Genomic DNA, 26888 nt, shown 5'->3' on the forward strand with positions numbered 1-26888 from the left:
CTCCTCAGGTTCGCGAAGTGATGCGGGGTCAAAGCCCCAACCAGCTTAATCGAGGTAACAAGTCTAGCCTAGGCTTGAACACTTTAAACGACGGGGTCTAGGCCCCAACAAACTATACGTTCTTTACATAGTTTATATCTAGATTATTGACAAAAAAAGACTTATACCAAGACTAAACTGGTATAAGCTAATAATACGAACAATATATTTCCGTTCGCTACGCACATCTCTTCACTGGGTGCGAGCACCGCCAGGGAGAAGGGCTTCAAGGGTCCAGTTCAGAGATGTCGGAAATACGGAGCGTTAGGTGAAATTTTCTGCTTAGCCCCTACATCTAGATTCGAGATTGTAAGAATAAAGTTTAAAAAATAATATAGAAAAGAGGTTAAAAATGAATAAGGTAGACAATAAAGAAAAGTACTTATCACTGTTTAATGAGTATACACATAGTATCCCAGTGATATATTCATCTTTGGAGGGTCAGTATGATGGACAACTATTTGTTGATTCAGAGAATGACACTCATGTTGCAATACTGTTTACACCTTTTGCATTTCACTATGTAGCCGGAAATCCTGAAGCAGATAATATTATAGATATGTTGGATAAAATAATTTTCAAGCAATATTTAGCTGAAACAGGACAAAAAGAAGCAGTTGTATTTTGTCCTAATAAAAAGTGGGATATAGTACTTAATGAAGTATTTGCAAGACATAATGGATTAAAAGATAATAGAAAGGTATTTTGTTTAAACAGGGATCGATTTAAAGAAGTGCAAGCCGGACAGGTACCACTAGATGGCGTGGAAAATAAGTTGTTATATGAACAAGGTAACGGAGCAAAAAAAGAATATCCAGTAAGTCGTATTTTCGAGGGAACAGAATGTATAAGTTTCTGTTCAGGTTTTATGTTAGGCAAGGGACATGCAGAGATTGATGTTTCTACTGAAGAAGCATATCGTGAAATGGGATGCGCAAAAGAAACTTCAATCATTTTAATAAATGAGTTGTTAGAAAGTGGAATTGAACCGGATTGGTGTACATGGCCATACAGAATAGAATCCCAGAAGCTTGCACTTTCTTTAGGATTTGAATTTAAGGAAGAAGTCCCGGCATATATTTGGGTGGAAGAAGAATGCGGTAAAATTCAATTTTAATACTGAACTTATATACTCATATAATTGGTATTATTATTGATAAAGGTTCAGCTATCCTGGTTGATTTTGACTCCGTGGGGCAGAAACTTCACCTAACACAGGATTTACGGTTCCACTCCTATCGTCGTTCCACCCAAATTGATTCACCAAGCCAGATCTGTCTAAAGTTCATTAGCTTCGTAAACCCATAACCGTTATGTGAAATCAGCATGTCGGATTACTCTATAAGGTTGATAAGGGGAGGAGAGTTTTCTTTGATATCAAATAAAGTGAGATTATTTATTTTATTACTAGTCGTGTTGTTATTAGTTTTCGGTTGTAACAAGAATAATTCGGATAACACTAAGCATAACCTTTCAATATATTTAGTTAAAGATTTATCTACAAAAGAAGCTATGAGCAAAAATATTGATGAACTACCATTAGAGACTGTACCAGTACTAACTGATAAGGAAATTGAAATATACAATTGGAAAGAGCAAACTTTTTCAATTAAGGATGGTATTAGTCTAGAACAAAGATTAGAAGGAAAAGTACCATTAGACGGTAAGCCTTTTGTTTTTGTTGTGGACGGCACAAGAATGTATTTAGGAAGCTTCTGGACCTTAATATCTTCTCTATACTATCCTGATATTCCAACAATTAATTCCGTATGGTCAGGGAAAATAAACAAAAGTAAATATACAATCCGATACGGACTTGAACAGCAAGATTCTAGAAATGACAAAAGAATATATGAGGCTTTAAAAAGTTTGGGAAAATTAGATTAATAAGATACGTTATACTATACGGAGTCCTGATTTCACATAACAGCGTATTCCCAACGCTTAGCCAAAAGGTACCAAAGCTGTATTACGTGAAGCAATAAATAATCCAAATAGTGTTACTGCTGAGTCAATTCAGAATTTGGCTATTGAGCTAAACAAGGATATTGGAAGATATGGGGAAGACTTTAAAAAATACCCGGTGTTAGAAGTACATAATCATATTTTTCAGAAATACCTTTATGAATACTTTGATATTGAATTGACAAAATCTCATGAAGAAGTAGAGCGTATTTTTAAAAGTGCTGCCTTTACTGTAGAGTCAACAAAAAATATTGGCAATGTTTTGCTGTATCTTAAAAAGAATGAAATAAGGACAAGTGTAATAAGTAATGTATCTTTTAGTGGATCTGCGTTAAGGGAGAGTATTGATAAATATATTTCATCACATAACTTTGAATTTATAATAGCGAGCAGTGAATATGTGTTTAGAAAACCATATAAGCGAATATTTGAACTTTCACTTAGAAAAGCAAAGCTTGAATCAAGTGATGTTTGGTACTGTGGGGATAACGCAGTATTTGATGTTGATGGCGTAGCAGATTGCGGGATATTTCCTGTTTGGTATAAGGGGGCAATAAGAGACACAAATAAAACAGTGCCTAAAAGAAAATGCTTAGAAATAAATGATTGGAAGGAATTAATAGATATACTAGATACAATGTAATACTGACTGTTATTATGTAATTTATGTTAAATTGTTAGTATTAAAATAAAAAGGCTACTACCTCCATGAGATACTACCAGTCTGGAAGGAAATCCATCCAATAACAAAGTAGTCTCGATATCTTACTAGAGCCTTGTAAGATATCGAGACTACAAGGATTGTTATGTGACATGCTTAGTAAAAATTTAAAGCATTATAAAATAAATAAAAGAAGGTGTTTCTATAGATAGTGATCTTAGTTATTATTATGAATGGTTAGATAAATATGTTGAGCCATTAATGAAAACTCCAGAAGATATACGTGTGAATTATGAACTAAAATTAGAACACACTTACCGAGTTAAAGATAATATTTTAGAACTTGGTAGGTCATTGAATCTAGATAAAAAAAGCTTGATGCTATGTGAACTAATTGGATTATATCATGATTTAGGAAGGTTTAAGCAATATTCTGAGTATGGTACATTTTCTGACGCAATAACTGGGAGTCATGGGGAATTAAGTATACAAGTATTAATGGAGCAAGATGTGCTTAGAAGTTTAGAAAAAAGTGAAAGAGAAGTAATATTAAAGGCAATTAAATACCATAATTATTTTTTAGTGCCTGGTGATGAAACAGAAGAAATCAAATTATATAGCAGACTAATTAGAGATGCTGATAAACTGGATGCTTTTTTTTTAGAAACGAAGCAAGATGAAAGAAGAAAATATAATTTAGGAAATTTATCATTAGAAAAGAATTATTCACAAGAAATTATTAATGACATACTAAATAATAGGCAAGTGGATTTTAAAAAAATAAAGTATCAATACGATAGAAAATTATCTCTATTAGGATTAATTTTTGATTTGTTTTATGATGAATCATTCAAAATATTTGAAAGTAATAACTACATATATAAAATATTTAAAGATATACCAGATAACACACAACTAAAAGAAATCAAAGACCATTGTGAGAATTATATTAAAGATAGAATAAAATTAGTTAAGTAATCAGTATACATAGGCACGCCACATAACAAAGCATTGCAGTTCGTGCTGGCAAGGGTCAAGCTTTGGGGTAGTCCAGCAGACCTTTCAATTACTAAGCCAAGTCTGGCTAAGTAATTGAAAGGTCTGCAATGCGTAGACGTTAGATGAAATCCTAAAGGAAGAGAGTACTAATTTGAGGGATTAGAAAAAGAATTAGAGTTTCAATTGTAAGAAAGTGCGAACTAGAGATTATTTATATTATATGAAGGGGGACGATGATGAAAAAATCACTTAAGCTAATTATAGGAATTGTAATGGCTATATCATTTTGCTTAATTATTTACTCATATTTTAATGTTTCAGGTGACGAAATTACTGGCGTGTCAAATATCACAACATCAAGCAATGTAGTGATCAGAAAGAGTTATCAGGGTGTCGCAAATGAGCAAGAATATGTACTTAATGCTAATCAAGTTGAGATGTTAAAAATATTGATCCTTCAGTCTGATTTTACCAGAAATTTATCAACCATGGTAAGATTTAATGATAAAGATATGTATGAAATCATTATAAACGATAATGAGTCTGGTGTTTGGTTAAATATCGATTGTATTGGAAATGAGTGGATTTCAATTGCAGATCAATTTAATGGGAAACATCTAAAAATAAATAACCCAAATTGGAAAAACACTCTTGAAGAAATAATCGCATTATCAAATTGAATATTATGAGCATAATGTGTAGTTGAGTTATTTTACATTCTTTATTTATGAAGTAATGAAGTCTGAGGGATAATTATCTAGTGTGACGACGTCCTGTCGCAGATTATATAAGTAGATACTTTGAAGTCTATATTGGTTCATATTGATAGAATTATGAGAATTAAAGATATTTTATATTTCATGAGAAGTAGTCTTATAAAAACATCAAGAAAATGGGATCGTTTATGTATCCAATTGTCTAGTTATAGTCTTAGGTCTGTTATTTTTAGCGTCTTTTCTGAAGAAATTCTTATATGTTGTAATAGCATTCATGTTTATAGCATTCGCAATTAAATACACTAAATTAAAGTATCAATATTGTTTCTGGAGAGAAATTCCTACATAGTGGTCTAAAAGCATAAGAGTTCACTGTCTAAGATGTTGGAAAGTTATGGAATGAAACACATTATTTATAGATTGAGCAGTAAAGGCATGATATTATCAATCAAAGGAGGATTATTGTATGCAAGCTATCGGAGGAGTTTATTATTTATTAATGATTAGCAAAGAAATACTACAAGTATTGCTCTATATAGCAAGTATTGTAGTATTATATAAAGTTTTGCAAGCACTAAATGTATATATAAATAAAAATTCAAATTAAAAAGTGCATATATCTTCACAACTCAAATCAAGTAGATATGTTTAAGGGTACGACGTCCTGTCGTTACGGGACGCTTGGTTTCGGAGAACAATGTATTTGTGTAAAGGTGCACTAGGGCGTAATTCTAGGGCGATGTGCACCACTAAGAAAACGGTTGATGGACAGCCAATATGGTGGGATGAATATGCGATATTATCAGATGAATGGTGTGATTATGAGTATAAATTTACTGAATTCATATAAAAAAGGAATTCCACATCCTACAACAATGTATTATAGTCATCCTATGAAAAATATATACGACAACTATAATACGAGAAACGTTACTCGAAATCAGATGCAAAGGAATGTGCGTCCTTGTGCTTTATTGTCAGGACAGGCTCCCTGGAGTTTTTTTAATATAAGGAGAAATCATGGAAAGAAAATTTGTGGATAGACCTAACTGGAATAGGATATTGGAAAGAAGATTTAAGCTATCATATGTTGAAAACGACGACTTTGAAGGGGTATGTATCAGTTATTTATCTGGACAAAGTCAGAGAGCCGCTCATTGTAGAAGTTGGAGGGCGACCATTACACATAGTAGACAATAAATACATATGGTTGCAATGCTTACCGAATGATGAAAACTACTCTTTAACTATGATGTATAATTCCCAAGGCAATGTGATTTATTAGTATATTATGAAATTCTGTTAATTCATAATATTTCCTTATACTGCAATAAAATATTGGTATTGAATTAAACATGGGAAGATAATTGCCACAGCATATAACGCAGCATGTGAGTTCGCGCTGGTGAGGGTTAATCTCTGGGACAGTCCAGCACACATTTCAAAGACTAAACCAGGTTTGGCTAAGACTTTGAAACGCCTCAAATGCAGGACGTTAGAGTACAGATAGTGCATTATCACATGTCCATGCGCGGGGCTGATAGGGATTAACTATTTTATTTTTAATATCATATTTACTCTATATGATGGAAGAATTGAATTGTTTATTTTAGGGGGAAGACTATATGATTGAACTACGTTATCCAATAATAGAAGATGCGGAAGCATTTTTTAGGATACTTACAGAAGGAAAATTCGAATTTTATTATGCAACAATTCCTGAGAGTGTTGAGTTAGAGCGAGAATGGATTAAGAGACGGGAATATAAAAGGGAAAATAACCTTGAATACAATTATTCAATTATTTATAACGGTGATGTAGTAGGAGGGTGTGAGATAAGAATACTTCAAGATAATTCCCATATTGGAGAGTTAGGATATTTTATAGATAGAAATTTCTTTAATAAAGGCATTGCTACTGAAGTTGTAAAAAAGTTAGAGAAAATTGCATTTGATGAGCTGAAATTGATAAGACTTGAAATTCGTATGGATCCACAAAATAAGGCAAGTGAAAAAGTTGCTATAAAAAATAACTTTGTACAAGAAGGAATATTAAAAAAGGCAATAAAGTTTCAAGATAACTGTTTTGATAGCCTGCTGTATGCAAAAATTAGATGAAAAATATCATAGCATCTTCACATTGTTTAATAAAAGGAGTTTACGTCCGTGTCAGATTTTAGCTCTGCGGGTCACTATATATCCTCTAACACAGCATGACCGTTCATGCTGGAGGGATAGACTTTGGATTAGCACCAGTACACATGCCTCCACTAAGAAAAGAACTATCTTAGGCTCAGAATGTCGGACATGCAACAACGTTAGGGATATACCTTTTGATACATAGGGCATTTTATATAGAATAATACAAAAATAAAAAATCATGTGTAGAGTTATTGGAGGAAAAATGATTTCAAGTGAAGTTACATGCAAAATTGCAAATTCATATCCGTATGTGTTGACTCGAGGCAAAAAGTATAAAGTAATTGATGTAAATGAAGATAAGACATTAATAGGAATAGTTAGTGATAATGGGAGAAGAAGATGGTTTTCATATTATGATTTTGATTTAGAAGGTAAGGAAATACATATGCTAATTGACTGGAAGTTTGACGATAATATTGAACTGGTTGAAAGAGATGATTATTTAACATGGGTTGAGGTTAGTTTTAATCTAAGTGATTATACAAAAAGATGGTGTAAATTACTTACTCTTAAATTACTGTCAAAAATTTTAAATTAACCTAACGTTAATCTCCCAGGGATGCATATTCCTAATATAATATTGGTGAGAAGTTTTGAAATCCAAGGCGTTGATAAAGTTCTAAAAGACCTAGATGATAATAATGAACTGATAGAAGCATCATTAGAGTTCAAAATGGACGAGACTGAGTAAGATTATTTGTTTTTTATAGTTCAGTGAAAAGTGGAGGGTACACCGCCTAGCAATGTGTCCACATTCGTTGTGGCTGGCGAGGGTCAAGTTTTTGTAGAAGTCCCAACACATTTTCTGAGCACATGAATGGCTTGGAAAACGTCAGGGACACGTAAAAGTTAGGCGAAAGACCATGAGCAGATTTTGAAAGTAGTAATTAGAAGCTTTGGACAATGCATAATGTAAGAGTTTCAAATAAGATTATTTTGTAAAGGAGAAAGATATATGATTGTTACGCCGAATTTTCATTTTCGTGGGAATTGTAAGGATGCAATAGAACTGTATAAGGAAGTTTTTAACATTGATATTCTTTGCATGTTTAAAAATAAAGATGCGAACCCAATTGATTATGTTTCAGATAACAAATATTCTGGGCGTGTATATCATGCTGAAGTTATGCTCGGAAATACTCGTTTAATAATGTCTGATATTTCAGAGGAAAATGAACATATACCTGGGAATTCACTTTCACTGGTTGTTACTTTTGATACCGCTAATGAAGTTAAAAAGGCATATAGCCTCTTAAAAAATGATGCGATTATTCTTGCTCCAATGCAAAGTACTACTTATTCATCATGTTTCATTTCACTTATAGATAAGTTTGGAATGAGATGGGAATTGATGACGGAGCAAACTGAGCGATAATTTCAATTATTATGATCTTAGTCCGATTTAACTTAATAGGCACTTAAATAAAAGTCAAAGTGTTTGTATAAGACCACAGTAGCTGTGTTATGATCCATCGCCTAACAAAATGTTGCCGTTCGCCTTAGCAGGGAAAAGTGATTGAATCTGATAGGTATTATATTGAATAGTATCATTTAAATAATAAATTCTAAAAAAACGCCAAGGCACATTTCTTCACCGGTGCAAGCACATCAAGTAGTATTCCTTTTGGGTCCAGTTCAGGAACGTCGGTGGCATGGAACGTTAGGTGTAATTTTATAAAATAGAGTATTAGCTTGGAAGTTTTAAGATTAATTTTGCTGAGACATAATCGAAAAATATAGCGATACATTTTTACTATTGAAAAATTAGGAGGGTTAAATATGCAAAATTTGATATTAACATCTACTGGATTTACTAATAAAAACATTAAAGATAAATTTTTAGAATTAGTAAATATATCTAATGATAAAATTAAAGTTATTTTTATTCCAACTGCTGCAATAACAGAGGATGCAAAGGTGTGGATTCCAGCGTGTAAAAATGACCTTTTAGATGCTGGTATTTTGGAATATAATATAGTTACATATGATTTAGATAGAATTATGAGCTGTGATGAAATTTGTAATTTTAATGTGATATATGTTTGCGGTGGAACTACACAACATTTATTTAACAAAATGAATGAAACTAATTTTAACATTCCATTGAAAGAATTTTTACAAAACGGTGGGGTATACGTAGGAGTAAGTGCAGGGAGTGTTGTTATGTCACAAAATTTACCTAACAATTTAGGTTATATCAATTGTACACTCAATGTTCACGCAGAAGAAGGTACAGAATGTGGATATTTAAATACAAGCGACTGTCCGAATATTAAATTAACGGACAATCAAGCCATAATAATTAAAGATAATGAAATTGCTATAATAGAGTAAATGAATAATTAGTATTTTTCTTATAGTACGAAACAAATCAATAAGTATTTAGATTAGACTAAGCTTAAGGTGAAGTGGCGAAAACTACACCTAACATTACACTCAAGTTCGCTTTAGTAGAAGTGTGGTCAAGCCTTCGAAGAGCCAAAGCACATCCTTACGCCAAGTCAGATTTGGCTAAGGCTCAAGGACGTCTTGAGTGCGAAACGTTAGCTGAAATCCTTTAGAAAGAGGACAATGGTTTTTATGGATGGAAAAAGATTTAAATCGCAACAGTAAAATATTGTAAACTAAAAGATTATTTTAACTAATGGAGGGGTAATAATGAGATTAGGAACAATTGGATTATACGTAAATAATATGGAGGTTATGGTTAAATTTTACAAAGATGTAATGGGATTAAATATAAATTGGGATGGTAGTGGATTTACAGCCGTTGAAATGGAAGGACAAATTCATCATTTTATTCTATGCACAAGAGAAGGTTTTGAAAATTCTATACCTGAGGTATTTCATTGGAATAAAGGCATAAATGGTAATATGGAGTTATGTTTCGATGTTCCTAAATATTCTGATGTAGATATAGAATTTGAACGTGTCATAAAGGCAGGAGCAAAACCAGTTTATAAGCCTACTACTGAGCCTTATGGTATGCGTGTCTGTTATGTTGCAGACCCAGAAGGAAACCTAATTGAAATATGTTCAGGTAATGACGATACCAGCCATACAGAATAATTATAATTAGATGTTTAGTTAGTTTATTATCTTCATATATTGTGAAATAAAAATAAGTTTTAGGTAGTGCTGAATGCAACTTTGATGGTGTCGGATTCCAGCTAACCAAGTCAGAAATTTGAAAATCTAATATAAGAGCTATGTAAAGCTTTTTAAAATTCTTGTAAAGCTGGCTGACGTCTTGGATGTGGAGCCGTTATGCAATACAGATGCCTTGAGTATTTTTTCGAGTGAAACTAGGTTTTATTAATATATATTACTATTCATAAGTAGAATAGATTTAATGAATCATTGAATGTTTAGGAGGAAAACCTGAGATTGCGAAAAATAATAATCTGTTTTATTATGATTGTATTTATTATATTTACTGGGTGTAGCAGGAATACGCTTGAATTTGAGAATATAGCAAGTCATAAAGATATAGTAGAAGAATCAGAATATGGAAAAATAAAGATGGAATTCTCAAGGTTAGATGGCGAGGATATTAGATCATTTAATACTAAACAAGGAAAAACATATAAAATTGGATATAAATATCTAATTACAGAAGGAGCTATAGTATTACAATTTAGAGATTCTAAAGATAATATTATTACTGAAATTATTTTATCTGAAGATGAATATAAAGACGCAAAAAAAGAAACTGAAAAAGATGATGGAGAGCAAGTGAAAATACACGAATTTGGAAGCAATATAAAAATTAAGAGTAGTGACCAGAAAATTAAAATTGCTATTATTGGGAAAGAGGCTAGTGATAAGATTAAAATAACATGGTAGGTGTCTTTATTAAAGGTATGAGTGAATGCTTTGGTTACAAAGGCTTTGCATCTGCACCGTATAACACTGTAGTACTTATATTTTATAAGAGCCGAAGATAACTTCAAAGCCTTGCCTATGCCCATAGTTTCAATTCCTAAATGAGTTTTTTCACAGCAGCAGAATATTATAAAGGTCATTTGTATTTTATATTGGTTGGAGGTTTACAGATATGGATACCATTATCGACTTAGGAAAAGAAAACGATATTGATGAATTAGAGCAACTTTATAACGATTTGAATGACTATTTGGAAAAAGGAGTAAACTATCCTGGATGGAAAAAGGGTATATATCCTGTTAGACAAAATGCAATTGATGGAATAAAACATGATAATCTCTATGTAGCAAAGCACAAGGGTAGAATTGTTGGTTCAGTTATTTTAAGTCATGAACCTGAACCTGCATATTATAAAGCAAAGTGGGGAGTTGAGTCTGATTATTCAGATGTTTTTGTTGTACATACATTTGTAGTACATCCAAAATTTTTAAAATGTGGTATAGGTAAAGCATTAATGGACTTTTCAATTGAACACAGTATTAAGTCACAAGCTAAATCAATTAGATTAGATGTTTACGAAGGTAATATACCTGCAATTAGGTTGTACGAAAAATGTGGGTTTAAATATATTGATACAGTTGACTTGGGGCTTGAAAACTACGGATTGGACTGGTTTAGACTATATGAGAAATTGCTATGAGATAATGAGAATAATACTTTTAAATGAGTAGTAAATGTTGAAAATTCAGATTAATATCGAAGGGTATAATTTGAATAGACTGAAGCAAAGTGAAGTGAGCACTGCAACTAACACGGGATTTTCGTGTCTACAATATTATACTAACATCAAAGTGCATTTTATTTTTTGTGACTTAACCATTCATGATTAAAATTAAGATGCGATTTTCTTATATCTTGCAATAAAATATAAGTTTTTAATTTGTAGTATAAATAACATTATAGCTATTAACTTATTTCATAGAGAAAATCCTTCAATTACATAGTGAAAATAATATAAAATAATTCTAAGCAGCCAAGGCTCTAAATTTAAGAGACTTGGCTGCTAAATTTTTTTATAGACTAATAAAAAGAATGGAGATAGTAGTTTAAGTCTCTAGAAGCTTATTGAGTGTATGTATAACAATATTTTTATTCAAATAAGTTGGATCTTACGAACTTATGTTAGCACAAAAGTCAAAAAATTTATTCTATTGGCGTATATCCGTAGAATTCTCCTTTGTAGTAAGTTATCATATTAAGATATTGTCCAAATATTAAACTTAATCTATTTATGTTCATATAAAATGGAATTAGCTTTTTTCTCAAGATAGTTTACATTTTGATTAAGTATAACTTCTGATAAAGTCATTGAGTCCCTCCAATATATATGCGTTGTTATCATATTTTATATTAAAAATGGCTATTCATTTTCTTTATCCATATCTTCAAACTGTTCATTAATGAAATCTCAAGTTCTTAGAAGTTGCTTAAAATTCTTTTTAGGAGCTGATTTCAAATCATTAAAAAGGATGCTTAGGTCAGGATCTGATTGAATTTTCCTTAATAGTTCTAGTTCACTCTGAGTTAAATTAGAATCATTATTGTGGAGATGAATAATGTCACTATTTTCAAGTAGATAATTTGTAGTAATATCTAAAACTTCCGCAATTTTGTTAGCAATTTCAATTCGTGGCTTTCTTCCACCATTTATGTATCTAGAAATAGTTACTTCAATTAATACCCATTTTTTTAGTAAGTTATTTTTGGATTATGTTTTTTGCTCTAATAAAAACTGAAGTCTTCTTATAAACTTATCCATTTACAAAACCCCCTATTAACCATTATTATAATGGTTTTGTAGAAAAGTTAAAAAAATAACCAAAATTATAATTAATCTATTGACATTAACCAAACGGTATATTGACATATAGTTAATCGAGTGGTAAGTAAAAGGGAGGTGAAGTCATGAATAGTGCAAAACTAAGAGGTATAAGAGTTGAACAAGGTTATACTCAAGAGTAGCTTTCGATTAATCTAGGTATGTCGTTAAAAACTTATAATAGAAAAGAGGTAGAGCTAGTTGAATTTAACCGCAATGAGATATTAAAGATTGCTAAAATTCTAAATATGTCTTTGCAATTAGTTAACGAGATTTTTTTGAGAACAAACTTATCGATAGGTTAATAAAGAGTTAAATATCTTAATAGTAATATCTTATTTTCAAGCTTTGACATAACTCTCTTTAAGGAAAATTTTATCATAGTAAAGTGTAATGGGACAACCATTTGTTGCTAAGACAATCATATTTGGGTTTAATCATAGGACAATTTTTCGTTTTCATATAATGAACTAACAAAGAATTGGGGGTGGTTCCTTGGAAATAGTAGTACATTATCCAGAAACCGAAGAAGGAAAAAGGATGCTGCAAGAAAGAGTGACAGAACTTCATGCTCAATTAATAATAAACTGTATTGATAAATTATCTTGGGATAAAGATAAAAAGATGCGTTTATTTAATGAAGTAAAAAAAGAAATAAAGCGTAGAGCAAACAATGAGCAAATTTTATTAGATAAAAACTATTATGTGGAATGAAGCAACATATTTTGAAAGGAGGAAATACATTGACCATAGGCATCAATAAAGGCAGTACTTATACAAAAACAAGTAAGGGAGCAATTCTTAAAAGTACTGTTAGATCATACAATGACAGCGAGATGAATCTTAATAATGATAAGAAAATACAGGATCATTCTATACACAGAATGAGAAAGATGGATTAGTCATTGATATAGATGGACTAAGTGTTGATACTGCCTTATTCAAGGATGGTAAGTTAATTAAATATTCAACATACAGTATGGGAATGATGAAGCTGTATTCTAAGATAGCGAATGATATAAATTCTAAGTATGATTTATCATTAACAGAATGGAATGTTGAAGACATATTGAAAAATGGGTTATTTATTTACGGAAAAGAGACAGATATAGGAGAAGAAGAGCTCACAACTGCACATGTAAAAGCTATAATTGCCCTAGTATTAAATTAGCAGATAATCATGCTATAATAATTACAGATAATAATATTGCTATAATAGAGTAAATGAATAATTAATATTTTTCTTATAATACGAAACAAATCAATAAGTAATTAGATTAGACTAAGCTTAAGGTGAAGTGGCGAAAACTACATCTAACATTTTTGATTAGAGTTAATAAAAATTGGGGAGAATTTGCTCTTGTAAGAAAAATAGGAATTAATCTAGAAGATAATAATGTTTACTCAATTGCAGAATTTTTTGTTGTGAAAAAGTATAGAAAATTAGGAGTTGGCAAAGGAGTAGCAAAAATGATATTTGATAGATTTAAAGGAGAATGGAAGGTAGGGCAAATTGAAAATAATGCTCTTGCTCAGTATTTTTGGAGAAGTCAGAGAACCAGAATGGGATGGACCAATTCAGAAATCAATAATATATATAAAATATAAATGAAAAACTATATAATGAAATAAAATTAAATAGTACTTTTGGGATTAAAGCATGATCGCCTTCGTATAAAAAGATAGTACCGATATTTCATAGAAAACGCGGATAACATGGGTACTATCAAAAACGTTAGGTGAAATAAATGCTATAATCGTATTCCTTATGGGTCTGTTAAATTAAGGGAGTTATACTTAATTAGTTTATATAAAGAAAGAGGAAGTGAGTAGATAGATAAAATACTAGATATTAATCATCTATCTAAAGTTGAAATTAAAATTGCAATTGAAAAAAATTTTTTTGATTTTTTTATTGAGGTTAGCAAATTGAATAAAAATGAAGTATATATTGGTAATGATTATAAGTGGGTAAAAGGTAAAAATTTAAATTGGCCTACTGGAATTTTTGATATAAGATTAGAACAACAAAATATAGATGAAAAATTAATACAAATTGTAGACGGAATAAAATTTGGAAAATTACCGAAGCTAGTAATGACTGGGCCATCGACAAGACCTGCTGATATTGATTTATATTTAAAAAAATATGGCTTTATTAAGAAATCGGAAGCTATTGGTATGGCATTATATTTAGACGAGATTAATAATTCTAATTTTTGTAATGTGAGTTTGAAATAAAGGAAGTGAAAGATGAACAATCATTACTTCATTGGGCTGATGTTGTTTGTATAGGATTGTTTAATGTGAAGAAAACACAAATGAGAACTTTTTATGATACAATTAGAAATTTGAACTTCAATAATAAGTTTAAATTTTATCTAGGCACTTATAAAGGAAAGCCTGTTGCTTCATCATTATTATTTTTATCTAATGGAGTTGCCGGTATATATCATGTTGCAACTTTACCTGAGTATAGAAGCAAAGGGATTGGAAAACAAATCACATTAGCACCATTGTATTATGCTAAAGCAACTGGTTATAAAATTTCAACTCTTCAAGCTACTTCATTAGGAGAAGTAATCTATAAAAAGATAGGATTTAAACAATACTGTACATTAGGGAGATATAGAATTACTGGTTAATATAAATAGATTTTATAGGACATTTCTGAAAGGTCAGCGTTTACAACACTTAAACCAGCTAATGGCTGTCAAGGTTTTTTTGAAAAAAATAGAATATAATAAAAATAGGTATAATAAATAGACCTATAAAAAATAGGTTTTAAAAATACTACTGCATGGTAAGAATCAAGTAATAATTAATGATTTAAATTAAATGCTTTACCGCTGAATGGATAGGAGAAGCTCATATTGAGGAGAACGCTTAGCCAAAGTAATCATTTGATCCCGTACATCAGTCAATATACTTTGTATGCAAGTGAGTAAATTAATATATTGCTCTAAAGCATAAACATTAGACTGCAAGGACGTATTATTAGGTAAGCTTTCTTTGGCAGTTTCTATTATTAACTTAGCTTTTTCAGCAGGCCAGGATTTGGCTCTACCACGCACTCTTAGAGATTGTACAAGCTCTTTAAAATTAGCATTTAATACATCCTCAGGAGTTTTAAAATTAGAAAGAAAATTAAGAAAAATTTTACTGGAGACAGAAGAAAAGAGCTTATCGTAATTAGGAAAAATAACATCTAAAATATTTCTTAACCTAAGAATAGCTTCAGTGTAGAGAATATTAAAATCCTCATAATGCCGACAGACAGTTCTTTGATTGCTAATAATACTGTCAGGCAATCTAGCAGGCATGAAGCTATTAAAGTAATATACTTTAGGGATTCTATTAGCATCAACGGCTCCTCAGGTTCGCGAAGTGATGCGAGGTCAAAGCCCCAACCAGCTTAATCGAGGTAACAAGTTTAGCATAGGATCTAACACTTTAAGCGACGGGGTCTAGGTTACAACAATACATACGTTCTTTACATAGTTTATATTTAGATTATTGACAAAAAAAGACTTATATTAAGATTAAACCGGTATAAGCTAATAATACGAACAAACTATTTGCATACAGTCTACGAAAAACGTATGAATATTGCAACGATAGCATTATTGAATTTTTTTACTATTAAACTAGGCGAGTCGAAAGAACAGATGTAGGATTAATTAGACACTTTAGCGTTGAGGGTCATGCAAATGGTTTTTATGACTATAGAAAATTTTAAGCAATGTTTCAAGGAGGAATATAAAATGAAAATTATAAAAAGGGTGAGTGTATTATCAATACTTGTATTAATAAGTTTCTTATTTGTATGCTGTAATAATAAAGATGAGTGGATGAGTGAATTTAAAACATATTCTAATGGTAATTATACTATACAATATCCATCAAATTGGCTAGAACCTGAATTAGTTATAAATCAAGATGGTACAAATACAGTAGTTTTTTCAAAGGAGGATAATCAATTTTCATTGAAAGTAAAGGCAACTCGTTTCTATGAAAATTATCTTGAAGAAAGTGTAAAAGACATTGAAGAAGATTTTGAAGAATGTATTGTTGGCGGAAATAAAGGATATAAAATTAAACTTGAAGAGAATGATGAGATAATAAGCACTTTTTATTATGTTCAAGAAAAAGATATGCTTTTCGAAATGAATTTTGAATGTCAAGCTAATGACTATAATAATTGTCAATCTTTAATGGATCAAATAAAAAACACCTTTGAGTTTAATGACTTTGGGTCTTTGAGTGAATTAGAATATAGTAATAAATATACTAGCAGTCAAAAAGTTAATGGTGATAGAGACGCTAAATGGTTAGCTGATATTGAATTTATATGGGAACAATTGCCTATGAATCATAAGAATTTATTCTTTAAAGTAGAAAAAGAAGAATTTTTAACTAATGTAGAAAGTATAAAAGAAAAAATACCTTCACTAACAGATGATGAAATGATTGTTGAAGTGAGTAAATTGATAGCATCTGTAGGTGATGCACATACACGATTTGAGTTTAATCCCATAAAAGGATACCCTTTTATATTTTACTATTTTAATGATGGAATTTACTTATTAAACACTGTACCTGAATATAGTGAATTCATTGGCCTTAAACTAAAGAGTATAAATGGTAAAAGTGTTGAAGAAATTGTAAAGTTATTTCAACCCATAATTTCTCATGAAAATGAATATCTGTTTAAAAACTTAATTGCAAAAGAAATGATTATCCCAGAATTTTTAAATGGTTTAAAAATCACAAAATTAGAAACAGCAAAATTTATTTTTATAGACAAAAATGGAAATGAAAAAAGTGTTGAAGTTGAACCTAGCATATTTAATAAGACGGATTTACAAAATAGCTATATGGATAAACCTGAAAGAATGCTATATTTGAAGAATAGTGATAAAAATTATTGGTACGAATTTCTTGAAGAAGAAAAGTTATTGTATTTTCAATATAATTCTTGTGTAAATATGAACGGTAAATCTTTTTCAGATTTTAACAAGGAGCTCTTTGACTTTATTGATAACAATTCTATAAATAAGCTTGTAATTGATTTAAGGAATAACGGAGGAGGATCTTCTCCTATATTAGATCCTTTTTTTGTTGAACTTAAAAAAAGAGAGAGACTAGATCAACCCGAAAAATTGTTTGTAATAGTTGGAAGACAAACATTTTCATCTGCAATATTAAATGCTTTAACATTTGAAAATGAAACTAATGCGACTTTTATTGGAGAACCTACAGGTGGCAAACCAAACAGTTATGGAGAAGTTAAGAAGTTGAACTTAATTAACACTCATACTAAAATTAGTTATTCCACAAAATATTTCACACCCTCAAGTGAAGACCTAGACTCATTTGTTCCAGATATAATTGTTGAACCAAATGCAGATGATTATTTTAACAATATAGACCCAGTAATGCAAAGAATATTAGAAATTAAATAGTGTTATAGAGAAATTATTTGAGACTTCCACATCCCACCACATAAGTCCGTCGGACAGTTGGCATATTTGCCCTTATCAGGGCATGCGCGCCTCCTTCTAAGATGATGGGACATCGCAGATGCGAAACGTTTGCTGAAATTGAACAAAAAACTGAATACCATGCTTTTAAATTATAGAATGTAATAATGTTAGTCTAAAGTCGAATGGGGGCATAATGATAAATAGATATATATTGGTTGGTATATTAATTATATTTGTTATATATAGCATATTTACTTCTGCAATTCCAATAAATAAAGAATTACCTGCTGTGAAATATAAACTTGGAGGAGAAGGAATTATTCAAAATACTATTATAAAGATAGGTGGTAAGTATAGGAGAAGTATATTTTCATCTGATGTTTTTATTGACACGATCTATATTGAGGGTTGTTAGTTTACTAATGATAGTTCAGGTTTTTCAAACTTAAAGAATACCTTTAAGTAGCAGATATATTTAGTAAATATGGCCAAGCCTATAGAGAAAAATACAAACTGCCATTAAATATTCTAAAAGCTATGAGTGCAATAGAATTCTGCCGTACAGCTAAACTGGGTAGACATATAGATAAATGTAATGAATGTGGACATACAAGGATTTCGTATAACTCCTGTCGGAGTAGACATTGTCCAAAGTGTCAAAGTCTTAATAAAGAAAGATGTCTAGAAGATAACAAAGTTACATTTAAGTGGAGAGATTATTGAAATGATAACAAGAATAAGACTATGACTCTAGATGTATTTGAATTTATACGCAGGCTTTTACTGCATATATTACCTCGTGGATTTGTTAAGATAAGGCACTATGGAATATTAAGCAATAGAAATAGAGTAACTAACCTAAAAAAATGCAAACAATTACTTAAAGTATGTAAAAAGACAATGAATACAAAAGACAAAAAAAGCTGGCAGGAATTAATTCTTAGATTAACTCGAATTAATTTCACCATATGTCCATGTTGTAGTAAAGGACATATGGTTAGAAAAGAAAGAGTTAAACTAAGGTGTTATTCGCCGCCAGGCGTAAAGATATCAGTAGCTCCATTAAAAATATGAAAGTTTTAAAGGGGACAGGTCCTTAGGAGAAATATGTTTATTTTTAAGAAGAGCTGATGAATAAATAATAAATTATTGTAAAATTAAAGGAATAATACAAAAAATATCAAATATATTATCTAAACTATATAGAAGTTTGAAAGAAATAAAAGAATTTCTCAAATACAAAAAAATAGGAAGGATTGAAACCCCATAGCATGGTGATACGAGGCACCGTTAAACTGAATTGTATCTGAAATTGAAAAAAGTATTGAGTGGTTATAGCTCCTGATTAATAATCTAGAATATTGTAGGTTATTTATTTTGTATTTTCAACTTAAGATACAATCCTGAGAGTTTGGTGAAAAACAATGTATAGATGCACCGTCCATGGTGCAATTAGAAACGTAATCGTACTGATATTATGGCAAAATTGTTGATTCATGGTTGGAAAATTAAATGATATAAAAGGTTTTTAAGAAGTAGAAGGTGATGGCGATACAACAATAAATAGATAAAAAGGTGCTAAAGAAAAATCATACAAAAGAGGGGTATCTACATGAAAGAGAGGAGATATTTATGCTTAGAAATAATTACAAAATTCTTTTTTGCTTTTTATTACTACCGTTTTATTTTAATTTAATTATTTTATTAATAGCGTTTCAAGTAGGTTCACTTGAATGGGGGTTATGGTCTATAGACATAGTAACCAATTTTATTGGGGCATGGCTACTAAGTTCCAAAAAAAATATATTATACAATGCTATTGGTTTCTTATGTTTTTTATTAAAAGGAGGTTATTGGTTTTCAAGACTCTTTATTGAATCTATGCGTACTAGTGGTTTATGGATATACGAGGTTTGGATAGGTGTTTTTATTTTAGCAATTGGATTTATAGGATTTGTGTATGTAATACTAAGTCGAGTTCACAGCAAAAATATCAACTTATAGTCATGGTAAAGCGGTTTTGTGGAATTGAGTTTTCATTTTATAAAGATAAGTGGGTTATATTTATGGAACTTAAAATAAGAAAGTATTAAAACTTTAATAAATCCATATTTTAAAATTGAAGTATACAAGGATATTATATTTAAAGAATATAATACTGAGAATCGATTTATTATATACTTAATAAGAGATCAGTATAGCTAAGGTTAGGACCTGAAGTAAAATATTTGCCTCAGAGGCTGACGTCCATGTCATCCTCTGAGGATTGGGACATCGTCCATCACCTAACATACAGTTTCTAATATCATATAAAAAGCCATGTAGGACATCAGAAGCTGTAAGAACGTTAGGTGTAATTTTTAAAACATAGCAGCAGCTTAAAAATTTTTAGATTTATTTTTATAGAGATAAAATATTAATATAATACGAAAGGAACGTATTTTTATGTATGGATATAATATAAAAGAGGCCTTGCTTTCTCAGATAAAGTTACCAAAAGAAATTTTAATTAGACAATTTGTTGAAACGGATTTTCCTTTGGTCAAAACATTATATGCACAAGAAGGCTGGATGACTTTTATAAATAGAGAAGGCGATGCATTGGAAGCATGGAATAACTCAAATATTACTCTCGTTGCAGTTGAAGGTGATAAAGTGATAGGACTAGTTCGTGCATTAACAGATGGAAAAATAACAACATATATAGCAGAAATTATAGTTGATACTAGGTATCGTGGAAAAGGGATAGGTAAAGCATTACTTGATGTATGTCATGGGTTATATCCTCACACAAGATTAGATTTGCTATCAACTGAAGGGGCAGATGAGTTTTACAAAAACAATAAATTTAGGGAGATTACAGGTTTTAGAAAGAGTTATTATTAAAGTTAAGACACAATTTTTATGAAAACGAATAAATCAATAGATCTAGAGTCTAAACTTAAAGTAAAATGGTGAAAACTACACCTAACAAAGCACTCAAGTTCACTTTGGCATTAAAAAGACTGTCAAATCACATTCCTTCATCAAGTCAGGTCTGGCTAGGCTCAGGAACGTCTTGAGTGCAAGACGTTAGTATGCCAAGCGAAGCTTGGAACTTCTGATATGGTGAAAGTCCATATAAGTCAAGGTTTAGCCAACCAACTTTATCGAGTGTTGCGCTATGTCTGGCGGCAGTCATGGTGAAGTGTACACATAAGCAGTGAACTAAAAGTCGGCTTCTTAACTTTTAGGTGAATTGCTTAGTTTCTTTATCAGAGAATCATATAAACCATAGGGGAACCGTATCCCTGAAGCATATACAGCCTTGTTAATCGTGTCCCCTAGCACTCTGAGGTCAGGAGAACTGTCTACATATGTAAGCGGATAACAAATATACGTAGTTCTCAAAGAAAACTTTAGTCGGACATGTAGGGTTAGACAACTAAAGCAAATCTCACTGAGAAGAATAGCAAGAAAGTTATATAACATATGGTTTTAATTCATCTATTAATAAGATCAGTAATGAGAACGAAATTAAAGCGTATTATTGAAGTAAATAAATTTTGGAGGTAAAAAGATGAAAAGAAAATTAGTGTGTTTTTGTATAACGTTATTATTTTTGTTGGTTTTTTCTGGATGTGGTGTTTCTAAGAGTACAGGAAAAAACTATACGGCATTTACTAAAGAAAATAATTTGAATGAACAACACGGATTTAAGGTTAATTATGGGAAAAAGCACGTGAAATTGTCACTTCAAATTGAAATTCAAGAAGGAAAATTTATATGGGAAGTCAAAAATCCAAAGGACGAGATTGTTTGGAGTGGTACATCTGAGGGGGATAAAAACTTTAAAGAGACAAAACTATTTGAGACAGTTGAGGGTGATTGGTTGCTTTCAGTTAAAACAGAAAATTCAACAGGTAACTATGATTTTAAGTGGGATAATTAATAAAAATTAAATTATGTTATAACAAAAAAGAGTTTAGCATAATTAAACTTAGAGAAATAGCAGATAAAATAAATAGGCAGTTTGATTAAAATCGTTGTATATTATTTATTTTATGGAGTGTTATAAATGGCTATCTAGGAAGATCTATGATTAGATATGATTATGAAAACTGGAAATTGCATGATGTTAAATTAATTAAAATAGATTATATAGGGGACATTTTCGAAGTTTCAATCTAGCTTAAATGCGAAGTGTGTAGAAATATATAATAATAGAATTATTAGACTTATGGTTGGACAAGAACTAGGTTTAGAATATTTAATTCAATTAGCTATAGAAGTACTTGAGCAAAACAATCTAGCTGAAAGAGATTTTTATGCAGGGGATTTATTAAAAAGTGTATTATCCATTAATAAAGATTATTGGAAGATTAAAGAAGAACAAAAAGATAGATTAATGAGAGTAATAAACAGTCATATTAGAGAGATCAAAAGCATTATAAATGAATTTTTAGGAAGCAAATGAAACACATGCTAACATACTAGTTAGTCGATATGATGATGCAAATTTTAGGAGGGGTACTCTATGAACTGCTTTGGATTAACAGAGGTAGGAGCTTCTAGTATTAATGCTGATAGTTATTATATATCACGAGATAATAATGTATTTGCAATATCAGATGGAGCATCAGGTGCTTTTGATAAGGTTGGTGCAGGAGTTATATGTATGAATACAGTCAAAGAATTTGATTACTCTTACCTAAATCTGAAGCCACTTGATTACATCATTCACTGTATTAAGGAAGCTAACGATAGATTGGTTAAGAAATCTCAAAAGGATGGATGTTTATCTTTTGGGACAATGACTATGGCAGTAATTTCTAACCAAGGAAGAAATAGAAAAAGCTATTTTTTCTCTACCGAATGAAATGTGCTCTCTTTTTGATAATTTCCTGCCCATGATTATTCCCCAAATTGCATTAGAAGAATATTTGATCACATGCGGTGATGTTTTAATTATTTGTACTGATGGAGTTTCTGACTGGATAGACGAAAGTGAGTTTGTTAGTGCATTGAGAAATTCATATTCTATTGAAGACTACTGTAGAAATCTTTTCTCGATGGTAAAAAAAAGATGTCCTGCTAATAGGCTAGATGACATGACGATAATTGCAGCGGAGCTTTGAGGGCCATTACCACAATCGACTAATACAAATATTCTTCTAAAGGTGTAGCGGGAAAGGCTTAGGGGTGAGATCGTACCCCACTCCTAAGAGGCGCCGTTTTAAGGACCTTAGTGTCAGAAACATCAAAACATTAGTACGCCAAGCAAAGTGAAAGTCCTTGTATGAAAAGATCTATTTAACTACCATTTCAGAGGTGATGAGCCATCATTGGCTTTATGGTAACGGAAAAAAGCTAAAGTAGATAGGAAGTGAAAATAATTGGATTCAGTAACAATAAAAAGAAGTAATAAGATAAATAACATAATTGCAAGTATTCCACATGGTTCTTCACGTATAACAAGAGAAATGAAAAAGAAAATGAGAGAAAAAATAATATTGACAAATAATGACTGGTTCTTAAATGAACTATATAGTTTTTTAATTAAATTGGATATAACCAGTTTATCAACAAATTATAGTCGGTATGTTATAGATGTAAATAGAAATATAGAGAAAAAATTTAATTGTGGAGATTATAAAGAATCATTAATATATACGAGGACTACATTTAATAAAGATATTTATAATAAACCATTATCGATGGAAGAAATTGAAAATAGGATTAATGATATATACTTACCATATCATTCGTTGTTAATAAGTGAGATAAATAGGGTCTTACAAGAAATGAAAAAAGTATATTTATTTGACCTGCATAGTTTTTATGCACAGTCTACAGCCGATGTAGTTCTTGGAACGAAGGAAAGGAGTGCCTGTTCACACAATTTTTTAGATATTGTTTATAAAGCTTTTGTTTCAGAAAAATTTAAAGTGAAGGTTGATGAGAAGGGACTTAGAGGTGGTCATATTGTTTCTAAATATAGTACTTTAGATAATGTTGAGGCTTTACAAATTGAGTTAAGATATACTACTTATATAGAAAATCGTTTTTTTGGGGAGGAAGAGTTGAAAAGTAAAAATGATGTTTTATTTAATAATACTAAAGAGAGATTAGAAAGAGTTTTTAAAAAAATAAGAAATGAGTTAGGTAAGCAGAGTGTATATAAATAGAGTCCGCACTTCACTTAACATAGGGTTATAGTTTCGCTATTGCTTCACCAAAATTTATGATCCTAAGCCAAATCTGGCTAAGATTCATGAACTTTGTAAACTCTTGGGACGTTAGTGCGCCAAGAAAGCTATAAAAGAAATATAGCTGATTACAGAAATGAGTATATTTGAAGACCTAAGGATGAATTAAAAGAATATATCAAAGAGAATAGTAAAGTAGTAATTATACGTTAGAATGTATTTCTAAAGTATTAAAAGAAAGGTTAAATAAAATTTATGCAATTGGTAAGAATGGTGAGTTATTTTTGAAAGATAATTTAATTAAAACTTATAGTGAAGTAATTTTGATTGAAAATAATTTAAATGATTAGAATATTGAATCAAAGGAAAAATGTGTGGATTAATATTTATAAATATATGAATATTAAAGTTAATATTCGGAAAATATTCTCCATCTGCTAACAAAGCATTCAAATTCGCTTTGGTTTAAATAGGGTCAAGCCTTCGCAGAAACTAAATTACACCTTAACCCCTAAAACCAATTTGACTAAGGAATTAAGGCATCTTGAATGCGTAGGCGTTAAGTGAAATTTTTTTACTATTAAAATGCAGGTAGTATACTAGAATAAAACAATTAGAGGAAATGCTAATTTTACAGACAAAAGGAGAGATATTGATGCAAATTGGATGTAATTATTCTGTAGAACTTTTACAATTACTAGATGAGAAAAGAGTAGATGTAGATTATATTAAGATTGCTATAGATGATGTATGTAAAGATCATTTAGAGATTGCAAAAGCTGCTAAGCCTATAATGGTTCATTATATGGGTCATGAAGAACGAGCTACCATGAAAGATTTTAATAGAATAGACTTTAATTGGATTAATGAGAGATTAACATACTTAAAATCACCAATTAGTGCATTACACTGTTATGTTGAGAAGGAAGACTTCGATACAGAAGACCCATCTTATGAAGAAGTAATTGCACGTCTAGAATATGTTCTTGGGCATTGGAAAAACAAGCTCTGTGTTCCACTTACAATAGAAAATTATCCTTATTCAGCATATTACGACTCATTGGGAAATCATTCTCTGACTTCAGAGCCGCAATTGTTTCATGAAATGTGTGAACAAATAAACCTTAACATAACTTTAGATATTGGACATGCAAAGGTAAGTGCGTCACATAAGGGCAAAACATTAAAGTCATATTTATCAGAGTTTCCACTTAATCGAGTTATAGAATTACATGTTAATGGTACTTTCAATGACCCTGTACATGGGATAAAAGATAAACATTTAGAAATGGAAGAAGATGATTATGAAATTATTGAATGGTTACTAGCTAAGTGCCAGATAAAGTATTTAACTTTGGAATATGGTGGGGTAGGACGACCAAAGCTTTCTGGACGAAGTGATATTAATGCAATAGAAAGACAATTAAAACGGTTATATGGACTAGCTAAATGATGGAGAATAAAGAAACCTTACTTAACGTAGTATTGGCAGATAGTCCACGGAAAGCATATGAGAGGAGATTTTAATGAAAATTGATAAATATTCAGTTAAAGAGTTGAAATTAATTATAAAACATATAGAAGAGAAGAACTTACAAAACATTCATATTATGCAAAAAACACCCAAGACATAAAATAAGAGAAACAGCTGAAATATTTTCAAAAAAAAATAATGTCGAAGCTAAAATTAGTCCTGAACTAATATTGTTATCAATAATTATGTCTATCCATACAAATTATACAAAGCAAGTAGAACCTAACATAAATAGAACTAGAAAAAGGGGACTCAAAGTTTTAATGATTTGAGATTAAAGTTATCTAACTTTGAAGAATTTAGTACGTTTTTGAGATGAAATCACTAAATAAGTATAAAACTCTTCAAAAGTTAATGAATATAATAGATATAAAATGAAGTTTGAGTCTAGAGTTTTTGGTGATTATAAGGTTATGGAGTGGTGGCAAAAGAGCATAGTTATCATGTGCTGTTGCAAGCACGCCGAGCGAATATTCCTTTTGGGCCCGGGGGTGGAACTTTAAGAGATAGATTAAAAGAATTTAATAGTACTGAGTTTGAAAAGTGGGTGGAATATCATTTGATGACTTGCCAAGATGAAAGTTTAATTAGATATAGTCAACATGGTTTATATATATGTAAGAAAGTATAATTACACATCACCTAACAAAGCACTCCAATTCGTAGTAGCAGCAGGTAATCAAACATTCAAAAAAACGTAACATATTGCTTTTACCACCTAAATGTCATCAAGTACGTCGAGAGTATGAGAATGTTATCTGTCATCTAATCTAATAATGTTCAACAGAAATATAATAAATGACTTAAAATGTGAAAAAATTCTAGTGGAAAGCAGAGGGAAGAGGAATGGCTGTAAGAGAAATTTTATTATTAGGAAATGAAAAATTATATAATGTGTCTAGCGAAGTAAAAGAAGAAGAATTAGAGAATATTAAAGAAATTAAAGAAGATTTGCATGATACATTAATGAACTTTAGAAATGAATATGGAGCAGGTAGAGCTATAGCCGCACCTCAAATTAATGTATTTAAAAGAATAATATACATGAGCATAGAAAAGCCAATAATTTTTATAAATCCTATATTAGAATATATAGGGAATGAAAAAATAGAAGTATTAGATGATTGTATGAGTTTCCCAAAATTAAAAGTGAAGGTTTTAAGATATAGACAATGCAAGATTTATTATAAGGATTTATTATGGAATGATTGTATGATTGATTTGTCAGATGATTTATCAGAACTGCTGCAGCATGAATATGACCATTTAAATGGGATATTAGCAGTTCAAAAAGCAATTGATAATAAATCGTTTAAAATAGAAAAATAACATTTG

36 protein-coding genes and 1 pseudogene are annotated in these 26888 nt (G+C 30.6%); 35 read left to right on the plus strand and 2 right to left on the minus strand.

All coding sequences use genetic code 11. From position 1 onward, the window contains the following. The first annotated feature begins 391 nt into the window (after positions 1-391). From HNR33_RS02350 to HNR33_RS02420, 15 genes are all read left to right on the plus strand, one after another. A complete protein-coding gene (locus HNR33_RS02350) occupies positions 392-1156 on the plus strand; it encodes a GNAT family N-acetyltransferase (RefSeq protein ID WP_429079565.1) in 765 nt (254 codons plus the stop codon). A 254-nt stretch (positions 1157-1410) separates the two neighbouring features. Next, the gene (locus HNR33_RS02355; RefSeq protein WP_429079567.1) at positions 1411-1926 is read left to right on the plus strand and encodes a hypothetical protein; all 516 of its coding nucleotides are present in this window, start codon (positions 1411-1413) and stop codon (positions 1924-1926) included. A 136-nt stretch (positions 1927-2062) separates the two neighbouring features. Continuing rightward, positions 2063-2647, plus strand: coding sequence for an HAD family hydrolase (locus tag HNR33_RS02360; protein ID WP_429079569.1), 585 nt, complete (start codon positions 2063-2065; stop codon positions 2645-2647). A 279-nt stretch (positions 2648-2926) separates the two neighbouring features. Further along, positions 2927-3643, plus strand: coding sequence for an HD domain-containing protein (locus HNR33_RS02365; RefSeq protein WP_429079571.1), 717 nt, complete (start codon positions 2927-2929; stop codon positions 3641-3643). 257 nt (positions 3644-3900) lie between these two features. Then, on the plus strand, positions 3901-4344 hold the full coding sequence (locus tag HNR33_RS02370; RefSeq protein WP_429079573.1) for a hypothetical protein: 444 nt from the start codon (positions 3901-3903) through the stop codon (positions 4342-4344). 502 nt (positions 4345-4846) lie between these two features. After that, the gene (locus HNR33_RS02375) at positions 4847-4987 is read left to right on the plus strand and encodes a hypothetical protein (protein WP_429079575.1); all 141 of its coding nucleotides are present in this window, start codon (positions 4847-4849) and stop codon (positions 4985-4987) included. Positions 4988-5083: 96 nt separating this feature from the next. Further along, complete coding sequence (locus tag HNR33_RS02380) at positions 5084-5230, plus strand: hypothetical protein (protein ID WP_429079577.1); 147 nt, start codon at positions 5084-5086, stop codon at positions 5228-5230. Positions 5231-5400: 170 nt separating this feature from the next. Then, positions 5401-5580, plus strand: coding sequence for a hypothetical protein (locus tag HNR33_RS02385; RefSeq protein ID WP_429079579.1), 180 nt, complete (start codon positions 5401-5403; stop codon positions 5578-5580). Positions 5581-6005: 425 nt separating this feature from the next. Then, complete coding sequence (locus tag HNR33_RS02390; protein ID WP_429079581.1) at positions 6006-6497, plus strand: GNAT family N-acetyltransferase; 492 nt, start codon at positions 6006-6008, stop codon at positions 6495-6497. A gap of 286 nt (positions 6498-6783) precedes the next feature. Then, positions 6784-7119 carry a hypothetical protein gene (locus tag HNR33_RS02395; RefSeq protein ID WP_429079584.1) on the plus strand — a complete coding sequence of 112 codons (336 nt, stop codon included), beginning with the start codon at positions 6784-6786 and terminating at the stop codon, positions 7117-7119. A 417-nt stretch (positions 7120-7536) separates the two neighbouring features. Further along, entirely contained in the window at positions 7537-7956 is a 420-nt protein-coding gene (locus tag HNR33_RS02400) for a VOC family protein (RefSeq protein WP_429079586.1), read from the plus strand. Positions 7957-8360: 404 nt separating this feature from the next. Beyond that, the gene (locus HNR33_RS02405; RefSeq protein WP_429079589.1) at positions 8361-8915 is read left to right on the plus strand and encodes a Type 1 glutamine amidotransferase-like domain-containing protein; all 555 of its coding nucleotides are present in this window, start codon (positions 8361-8363) and stop codon (positions 8913-8915) included. A gap of 324 nt (positions 8916-9239) precedes the next feature. Further along, complete coding sequence (locus tag HNR33_RS02410) at positions 9240-9650, plus strand: VOC family protein (RefSeq protein ID WP_429079591.1); 411 nt, start codon at positions 9240-9242, stop codon at positions 9648-9650. A 345-nt stretch (positions 9651-9995) separates the two neighbouring features. Continuing rightward, entirely contained in the window at positions 9996-10427 is a 432-nt protein-coding gene (locus tag HNR33_RS02415; protein WP_429079594.1) for a hypothetical protein, read from the plus strand. A gap of 211 nt (positions 10428-10638) precedes the next feature. Then, the gene (locus HNR33_RS02420; RefSeq protein ID WP_429079596.1) at positions 10639-11166 is read left to right on the plus strand and encodes a GNAT family N-acetyltransferase; all 528 of its coding nucleotides are present in this window, start codon (positions 10639-10641) and stop codon (positions 11164-11166) included. 768 nt (positions 11167-11934) lie between these two features. Here HNR33_RS02420 and HNR33_RS02425 read toward each other — a convergent pair. Continuing rightward, positions 11935-12201 carry a helix-turn-helix domain-containing protein gene (locus tag HNR33_RS02425; RefSeq protein WP_429080685.1) on the minus strand — a complete coding sequence of 89 codons (267 nt, stop codon included), beginning with the start codon at positions 12199-12201 and terminating at the stop codon, positions 11935-11937. A gap of 639 nt (positions 12202-12840) precedes the next feature. Between HNR33_RS02425 and HNR33_RS02430 the strand changes: the two genes are divergently transcribed. The 6 genes from HNR33_RS02430 (at position 12841) to HNR33_RS02455 (ending at position 14990) form a co-directional block, all read left to right on the plus strand. Continuing rightward, the gene (locus HNR33_RS02430) at positions 12841-13059 is read left to right on the plus strand and encodes a hypothetical protein (RefSeq protein WP_429079598.1); all 219 of its coding nucleotides are present in this window, start codon (positions 12841-12843) and stop codon (positions 13057-13059) included. A gap of 29 nt (positions 13060-13088) precedes the next feature. After that, positions 13089-13247 (plus strand): hypothetical protein, encoded by a 159-nt coding sequence (locus HNR33_RS02435; protein WP_429079600.1) that lies wholly within the window; start codon positions 13089-13091, stop codon positions 13245-13247. 77 nt (positions 13248-13324) lie between these two features. Then, a complete protein-coding gene (locus HNR33_RS02440) occupies positions 13325-13516 on the plus strand; it encodes a hypothetical protein (protein WP_429079603.1) in 192 nt (63 codons plus the stop codon). Positions 13517-13668: 152 nt separating this feature from the next. Continuing rightward, positions 13669-13953: a hypothetical protein gene (locus tag HNR33_RS02445; protein ID WP_429079605.1), complete on the plus strand. Its 285-nt coding sequence runs from the start codon at positions 13669-13671 to the stop codon at positions 13951-13953. A gap of 321 nt (positions 13954-14274) precedes the next feature. Further along, positions 14275-14586 (plus strand): hypothetical protein, encoded by a 312-nt coding sequence (locus tag HNR33_RS02450; protein ID WP_429079607.1) that lies wholly within the window; start codon positions 14275-14277, stop codon positions 14584-14586. Positions 14587-14591: 5 nt separating this feature from the next. Further along, positions 14592-14990 (plus strand): GNAT family N-acetyltransferase, encoded by a 399-nt coding sequence (locus HNR33_RS02455; RefSeq protein ID WP_429079610.1) that lies wholly within the window; start codon positions 14592-14594, stop codon positions 14988-14990. Between the two features lie 198 nt (positions 14991-15188). Here the strand turns inward: HNR33_RS02455 and HNR33_RS02460 are convergent, their stop codons facing one another. After that, positions 15189-15656, minus strand: coding sequence for a hypothetical protein (locus tag HNR33_RS02460; protein ID WP_429079612.1), 468 nt, complete (start codon positions 15654-15656; stop codon positions 15189-15191). Positions 15657-16109: 453 nt separating this feature from the next. Between HNR33_RS02460 and HNR33_RS02465 the strand changes: the two genes are divergently transcribed. The 14 genes and pseudogenes from HNR33_RS02465 (at position 16110) to HNR33_RS02530 (ending at position 26882) form a co-directional block, all read left to right on the plus strand. Beyond that, positions 16110-17810, plus strand: coding sequence for a S41 family peptidase (locus HNR33_RS02465; RefSeq protein WP_429079614.1), 1701 nt, complete (start codon positions 16110-16112; stop codon positions 17808-17810). Between the two features lie 214 nt (positions 17811-18024). After that, a complete protein-coding gene (locus tag HNR33_RS02470) occupies positions 18025-18246 on the plus strand; it encodes a hypothetical protein (protein WP_429079616.1) in 222 nt (73 codons plus the stop codon). Between the two features lie 56 nt (positions 18247-18302). Next, the gene (locus HNR33_RS02475) at positions 18303-18554 is read left to right on the plus strand and encodes a transposase zinc-binding domain-containing protein (protein WP_429080688.1); all 252 of its coding nucleotides are present in this window, start codon (positions 18303-18305) and stop codon (positions 18552-18554) included. A gap of 15 nt (positions 18555-18569) precedes the next feature. Continuing rightward, positions 18570-18905: pseudogene (locus tag HNR33_RS02480) on the plus strand (transposase); the annotation flags it as partial. Between the two features lie 501 nt (positions 18906-19406). Beyond that, positions 19407-19835 carry a hypothetical protein gene (locus HNR33_RS02485; protein WP_429079619.1) on the plus strand — a complete coding sequence of 143 codons (429 nt, stop codon included), beginning with the start codon at positions 19407-19409 and terminating at the stop codon, positions 19833-19835. Positions 19836-20276: 441 nt separating this feature from the next. Then, a complete protein-coding gene (locus HNR33_RS02490; protein ID WP_429079622.1) occupies positions 20277-20717 on the plus strand; it encodes a GNAT family N-acetyltransferase in 441 nt (146 codons plus the stop codon). Positions 20718-21390: 673 nt separating this feature from the next. Continuing rightward, on the plus strand, positions 21391-21762 hold the full coding sequence (locus HNR33_RS02495; protein WP_429079625.1) for a hypothetical protein: 372 nt from the start codon (positions 21391-21393) through the stop codon (positions 21760-21762). Between the two features lie 279 nt (positions 21763-22041). Next, a complete protein-coding gene (locus HNR33_RS02500; RefSeq protein WP_429080691.1) occupies positions 22042-22287 on the plus strand; it encodes a contact-dependent growth inhibition system immunity protein in 246 nt (81 codons plus the stop codon). A gap of 60 nt (positions 22288-22347) precedes the next feature. Further along, positions 22348-22689, plus strand: a complete 342-nt coding sequence (locus HNR33_RS02505; protein ID WP_429079627.1) for a hypothetical protein — start codon at positions 22348-22350, stop codon at positions 22687-22689. A 31-nt stretch (positions 22690-22720) separates the two neighbouring features. Beyond that, positions 22721-22948 carry a SpoIIE family protein phosphatase gene (locus tag HNR33_RS02510; protein WP_429079630.1) on the plus strand — a complete coding sequence of 76 codons (228 nt, stop codon included), beginning with the start codon at positions 22721-22723 and terminating at the stop codon, positions 22946-22948. Between the two features lie 258 nt (positions 22949-23206). Continuing rightward, positions 23207-23998 (plus strand): N-formylglutamate amidohydrolase, encoded by a 792-nt coding sequence (locus HNR33_RS02515; RefSeq protein WP_429079631.1) that lies wholly within the window; start codon positions 23207-23209, stop codon positions 23996-23998. A gap of 676 nt (positions 23999-24674) precedes the next feature. Then, a complete protein-coding gene (locus HNR33_RS02520; protein WP_429079633.1) occupies positions 24675-25472 on the plus strand; it encodes a multinuclear nonheme iron-dependent oxidase in 798 nt (265 codons plus the stop codon). A 532-nt stretch (positions 25473-26004) separates the two neighbouring features. After that, on the plus strand, positions 26005-26184 hold the full coding sequence (locus HNR33_RS02525; RefSeq protein ID WP_429079636.1) for a hypothetical protein: 180 nt from the start codon (positions 26005-26007) through the stop codon (positions 26182-26184). A 215-nt stretch (positions 26185-26399) separates the two neighbouring features. Beyond that, positions 26400-26882: a peptide deformylase gene (locus HNR33_RS02530; protein WP_429079638.1), complete on the plus strand. Its 483-nt coding sequence runs from the start codon at positions 26400-26402 to the stop codon at positions 26880-26882. Positions 26883-26888: the final 6 nt, after the last annotated feature.

It is taken from the genome of Brassicibacter mesophilus (genome assembly GCF_050433385.1).
Taxonomy (GTDB): domain Bacteria; phylum Bacillota; class Clostridia; order Tissierellales; family Proteiniboraceae; genus Brassicibacter; species Brassicibacter mesophilus.

Excerpts from the sequence above, each read along its gene's own strand:
- HNR33_RS02405 (WP_429079589.1), top strand. The coding sequence starts at position 8,361 with ATGCAAAATTTGATATTAACATCTACTGGATTTACTAATAAAAACATT.
- HNR33_RS02440 (WP_429079603.1), top strand. The coding sequence starts at position 13,325 with ATGGGAATGATGAAGCTGTATTCTAAGATAGCGAATGATATAAATTCT.
- HNR33_RS02375 (WP_429079575.1), top strand. The coding sequence starts at position 4,847 with ATGCAAGCTATCGGAGGAGTTTATTATTTATTAATGATTAGCAAAGAA.
- HNR33_RS02385 (WP_429079579.1), top strand. The coding sequence starts at position 5,401 with ATGGAAAGAAAATTTGTGGATAGACCTAACTGGAATAGGATATTGGAA.
- HNR33_RS02400 (WP_429079586.1), top strand. The coding sequence starts at position 7,537 with ATGATTGTTACGCCGAATTTTCATTTTCGTGGGAATTGTAAGGATGCA.
- HNR33_RS02470 (WP_429079616.1), top strand. The coding sequence starts at position 18,025 with ATGATAAATAGATATATATTGGTTGGTATATTAATTATATTTGTTATA.
- HNR33_RS02510 (WP_429079630.1), top strand. The coding sequence starts at position 22,721 with ATGATTATTCCCCAAATTGCATTAGAAGAATATTTGATCACATGCGGT.
- HNR33_RS02530 (WP_429079638.1), top strand. The coding sequence starts at position 26,400 with ATGGCTGTAAGAGAAATTTTATTATTAGGAAATGAAAAATTATATAAT.
- HNR33_RS02505 (WP_429079627.1), top strand. The coding sequence starts at position 22,348 with ATGAACTGCTTTGGATTAACAGAGGTAGGAGCTTCTAGTATTAATGCT.
- HNR33_RS02410 (WP_429079591.1), top strand. The coding sequence starts at position 9,240 with ATGAGATTAGGAACAATTGGATTATACGTAAATAATATGGAGGTTATG.
- HNR33_RS02420 (WP_429079596.1), top strand. The coding sequence starts at position 10,639 with ATGGATACCATTATCGACTTAGGAAAAGAAAACGATATTGATGAATTA.
- HNR33_RS02365 (WP_429079571.1), top strand. The coding sequence starts at position 2,927 with ATGAAAACTCCAGAAGATATACGTGTGAATTATGAACTAAAATTAGAA.
- HNR33_RS02490 (WP_429079622.1), top strand. The coding sequence starts at position 20,277 with ATGTATGGATATAATATAAAAGAGGCCTTGCTTTCTCAGATAAAGTTA.
- HNR33_RS02495 (WP_429079625.1), top strand. The coding sequence starts at position 21,391 with ATGAAAAGAAAATTAGTGTGTTTTTGTATAACGTTATTATTTTTGTTG.
- HNR33_RS02370 (WP_429079573.1), top strand. The coding sequence starts at position 3,901 with ATGAAAAAATCACTTAAGCTAATTATAGGAATTGTAATGGCTATATCA.
- HNR33_RS02390 (WP_429079581.1), top strand. The coding sequence starts at position 6,006 with ATGATTGAACTACGTTATCCAATAATAGAAGATGCGGAAGCATTTTTT.
- HNR33_RS02520 (WP_429079633.1), top strand. The coding sequence starts at position 24,675 with ATGCAAATTGGATGTAATTATTCTGTAGAACTTTTACAATTACTAGAT.
- HNR33_RS02465 (WP_429079614.1), top strand. The coding sequence starts at position 16,110 with ATGAAAATTATAAAAAGGGTGAGTGTATTATCAATACTTGTATTAATA.
- HNR33_RS02350 (WP_429079565.1), top strand. The coding sequence starts at position 392 with ATGAATAAGGTAGACAATAAAGAAAAGTACTTATCACTGTTTAATGAG.
- HNR33_RS02415 (WP_429079594.1), top strand. The coding sequence starts at position 9,996 with ATGATTGTATTTATTATATTTACTGGGTGTAGCAGGAATACGCTTGAA.
- HNR33_RS02395 (WP_429079584.1), top strand. The coding sequence starts at position 6,784 with ATGATTTCAAGTGAAGTTACATGCAAAATTGCAAATTCATATCCGTAT.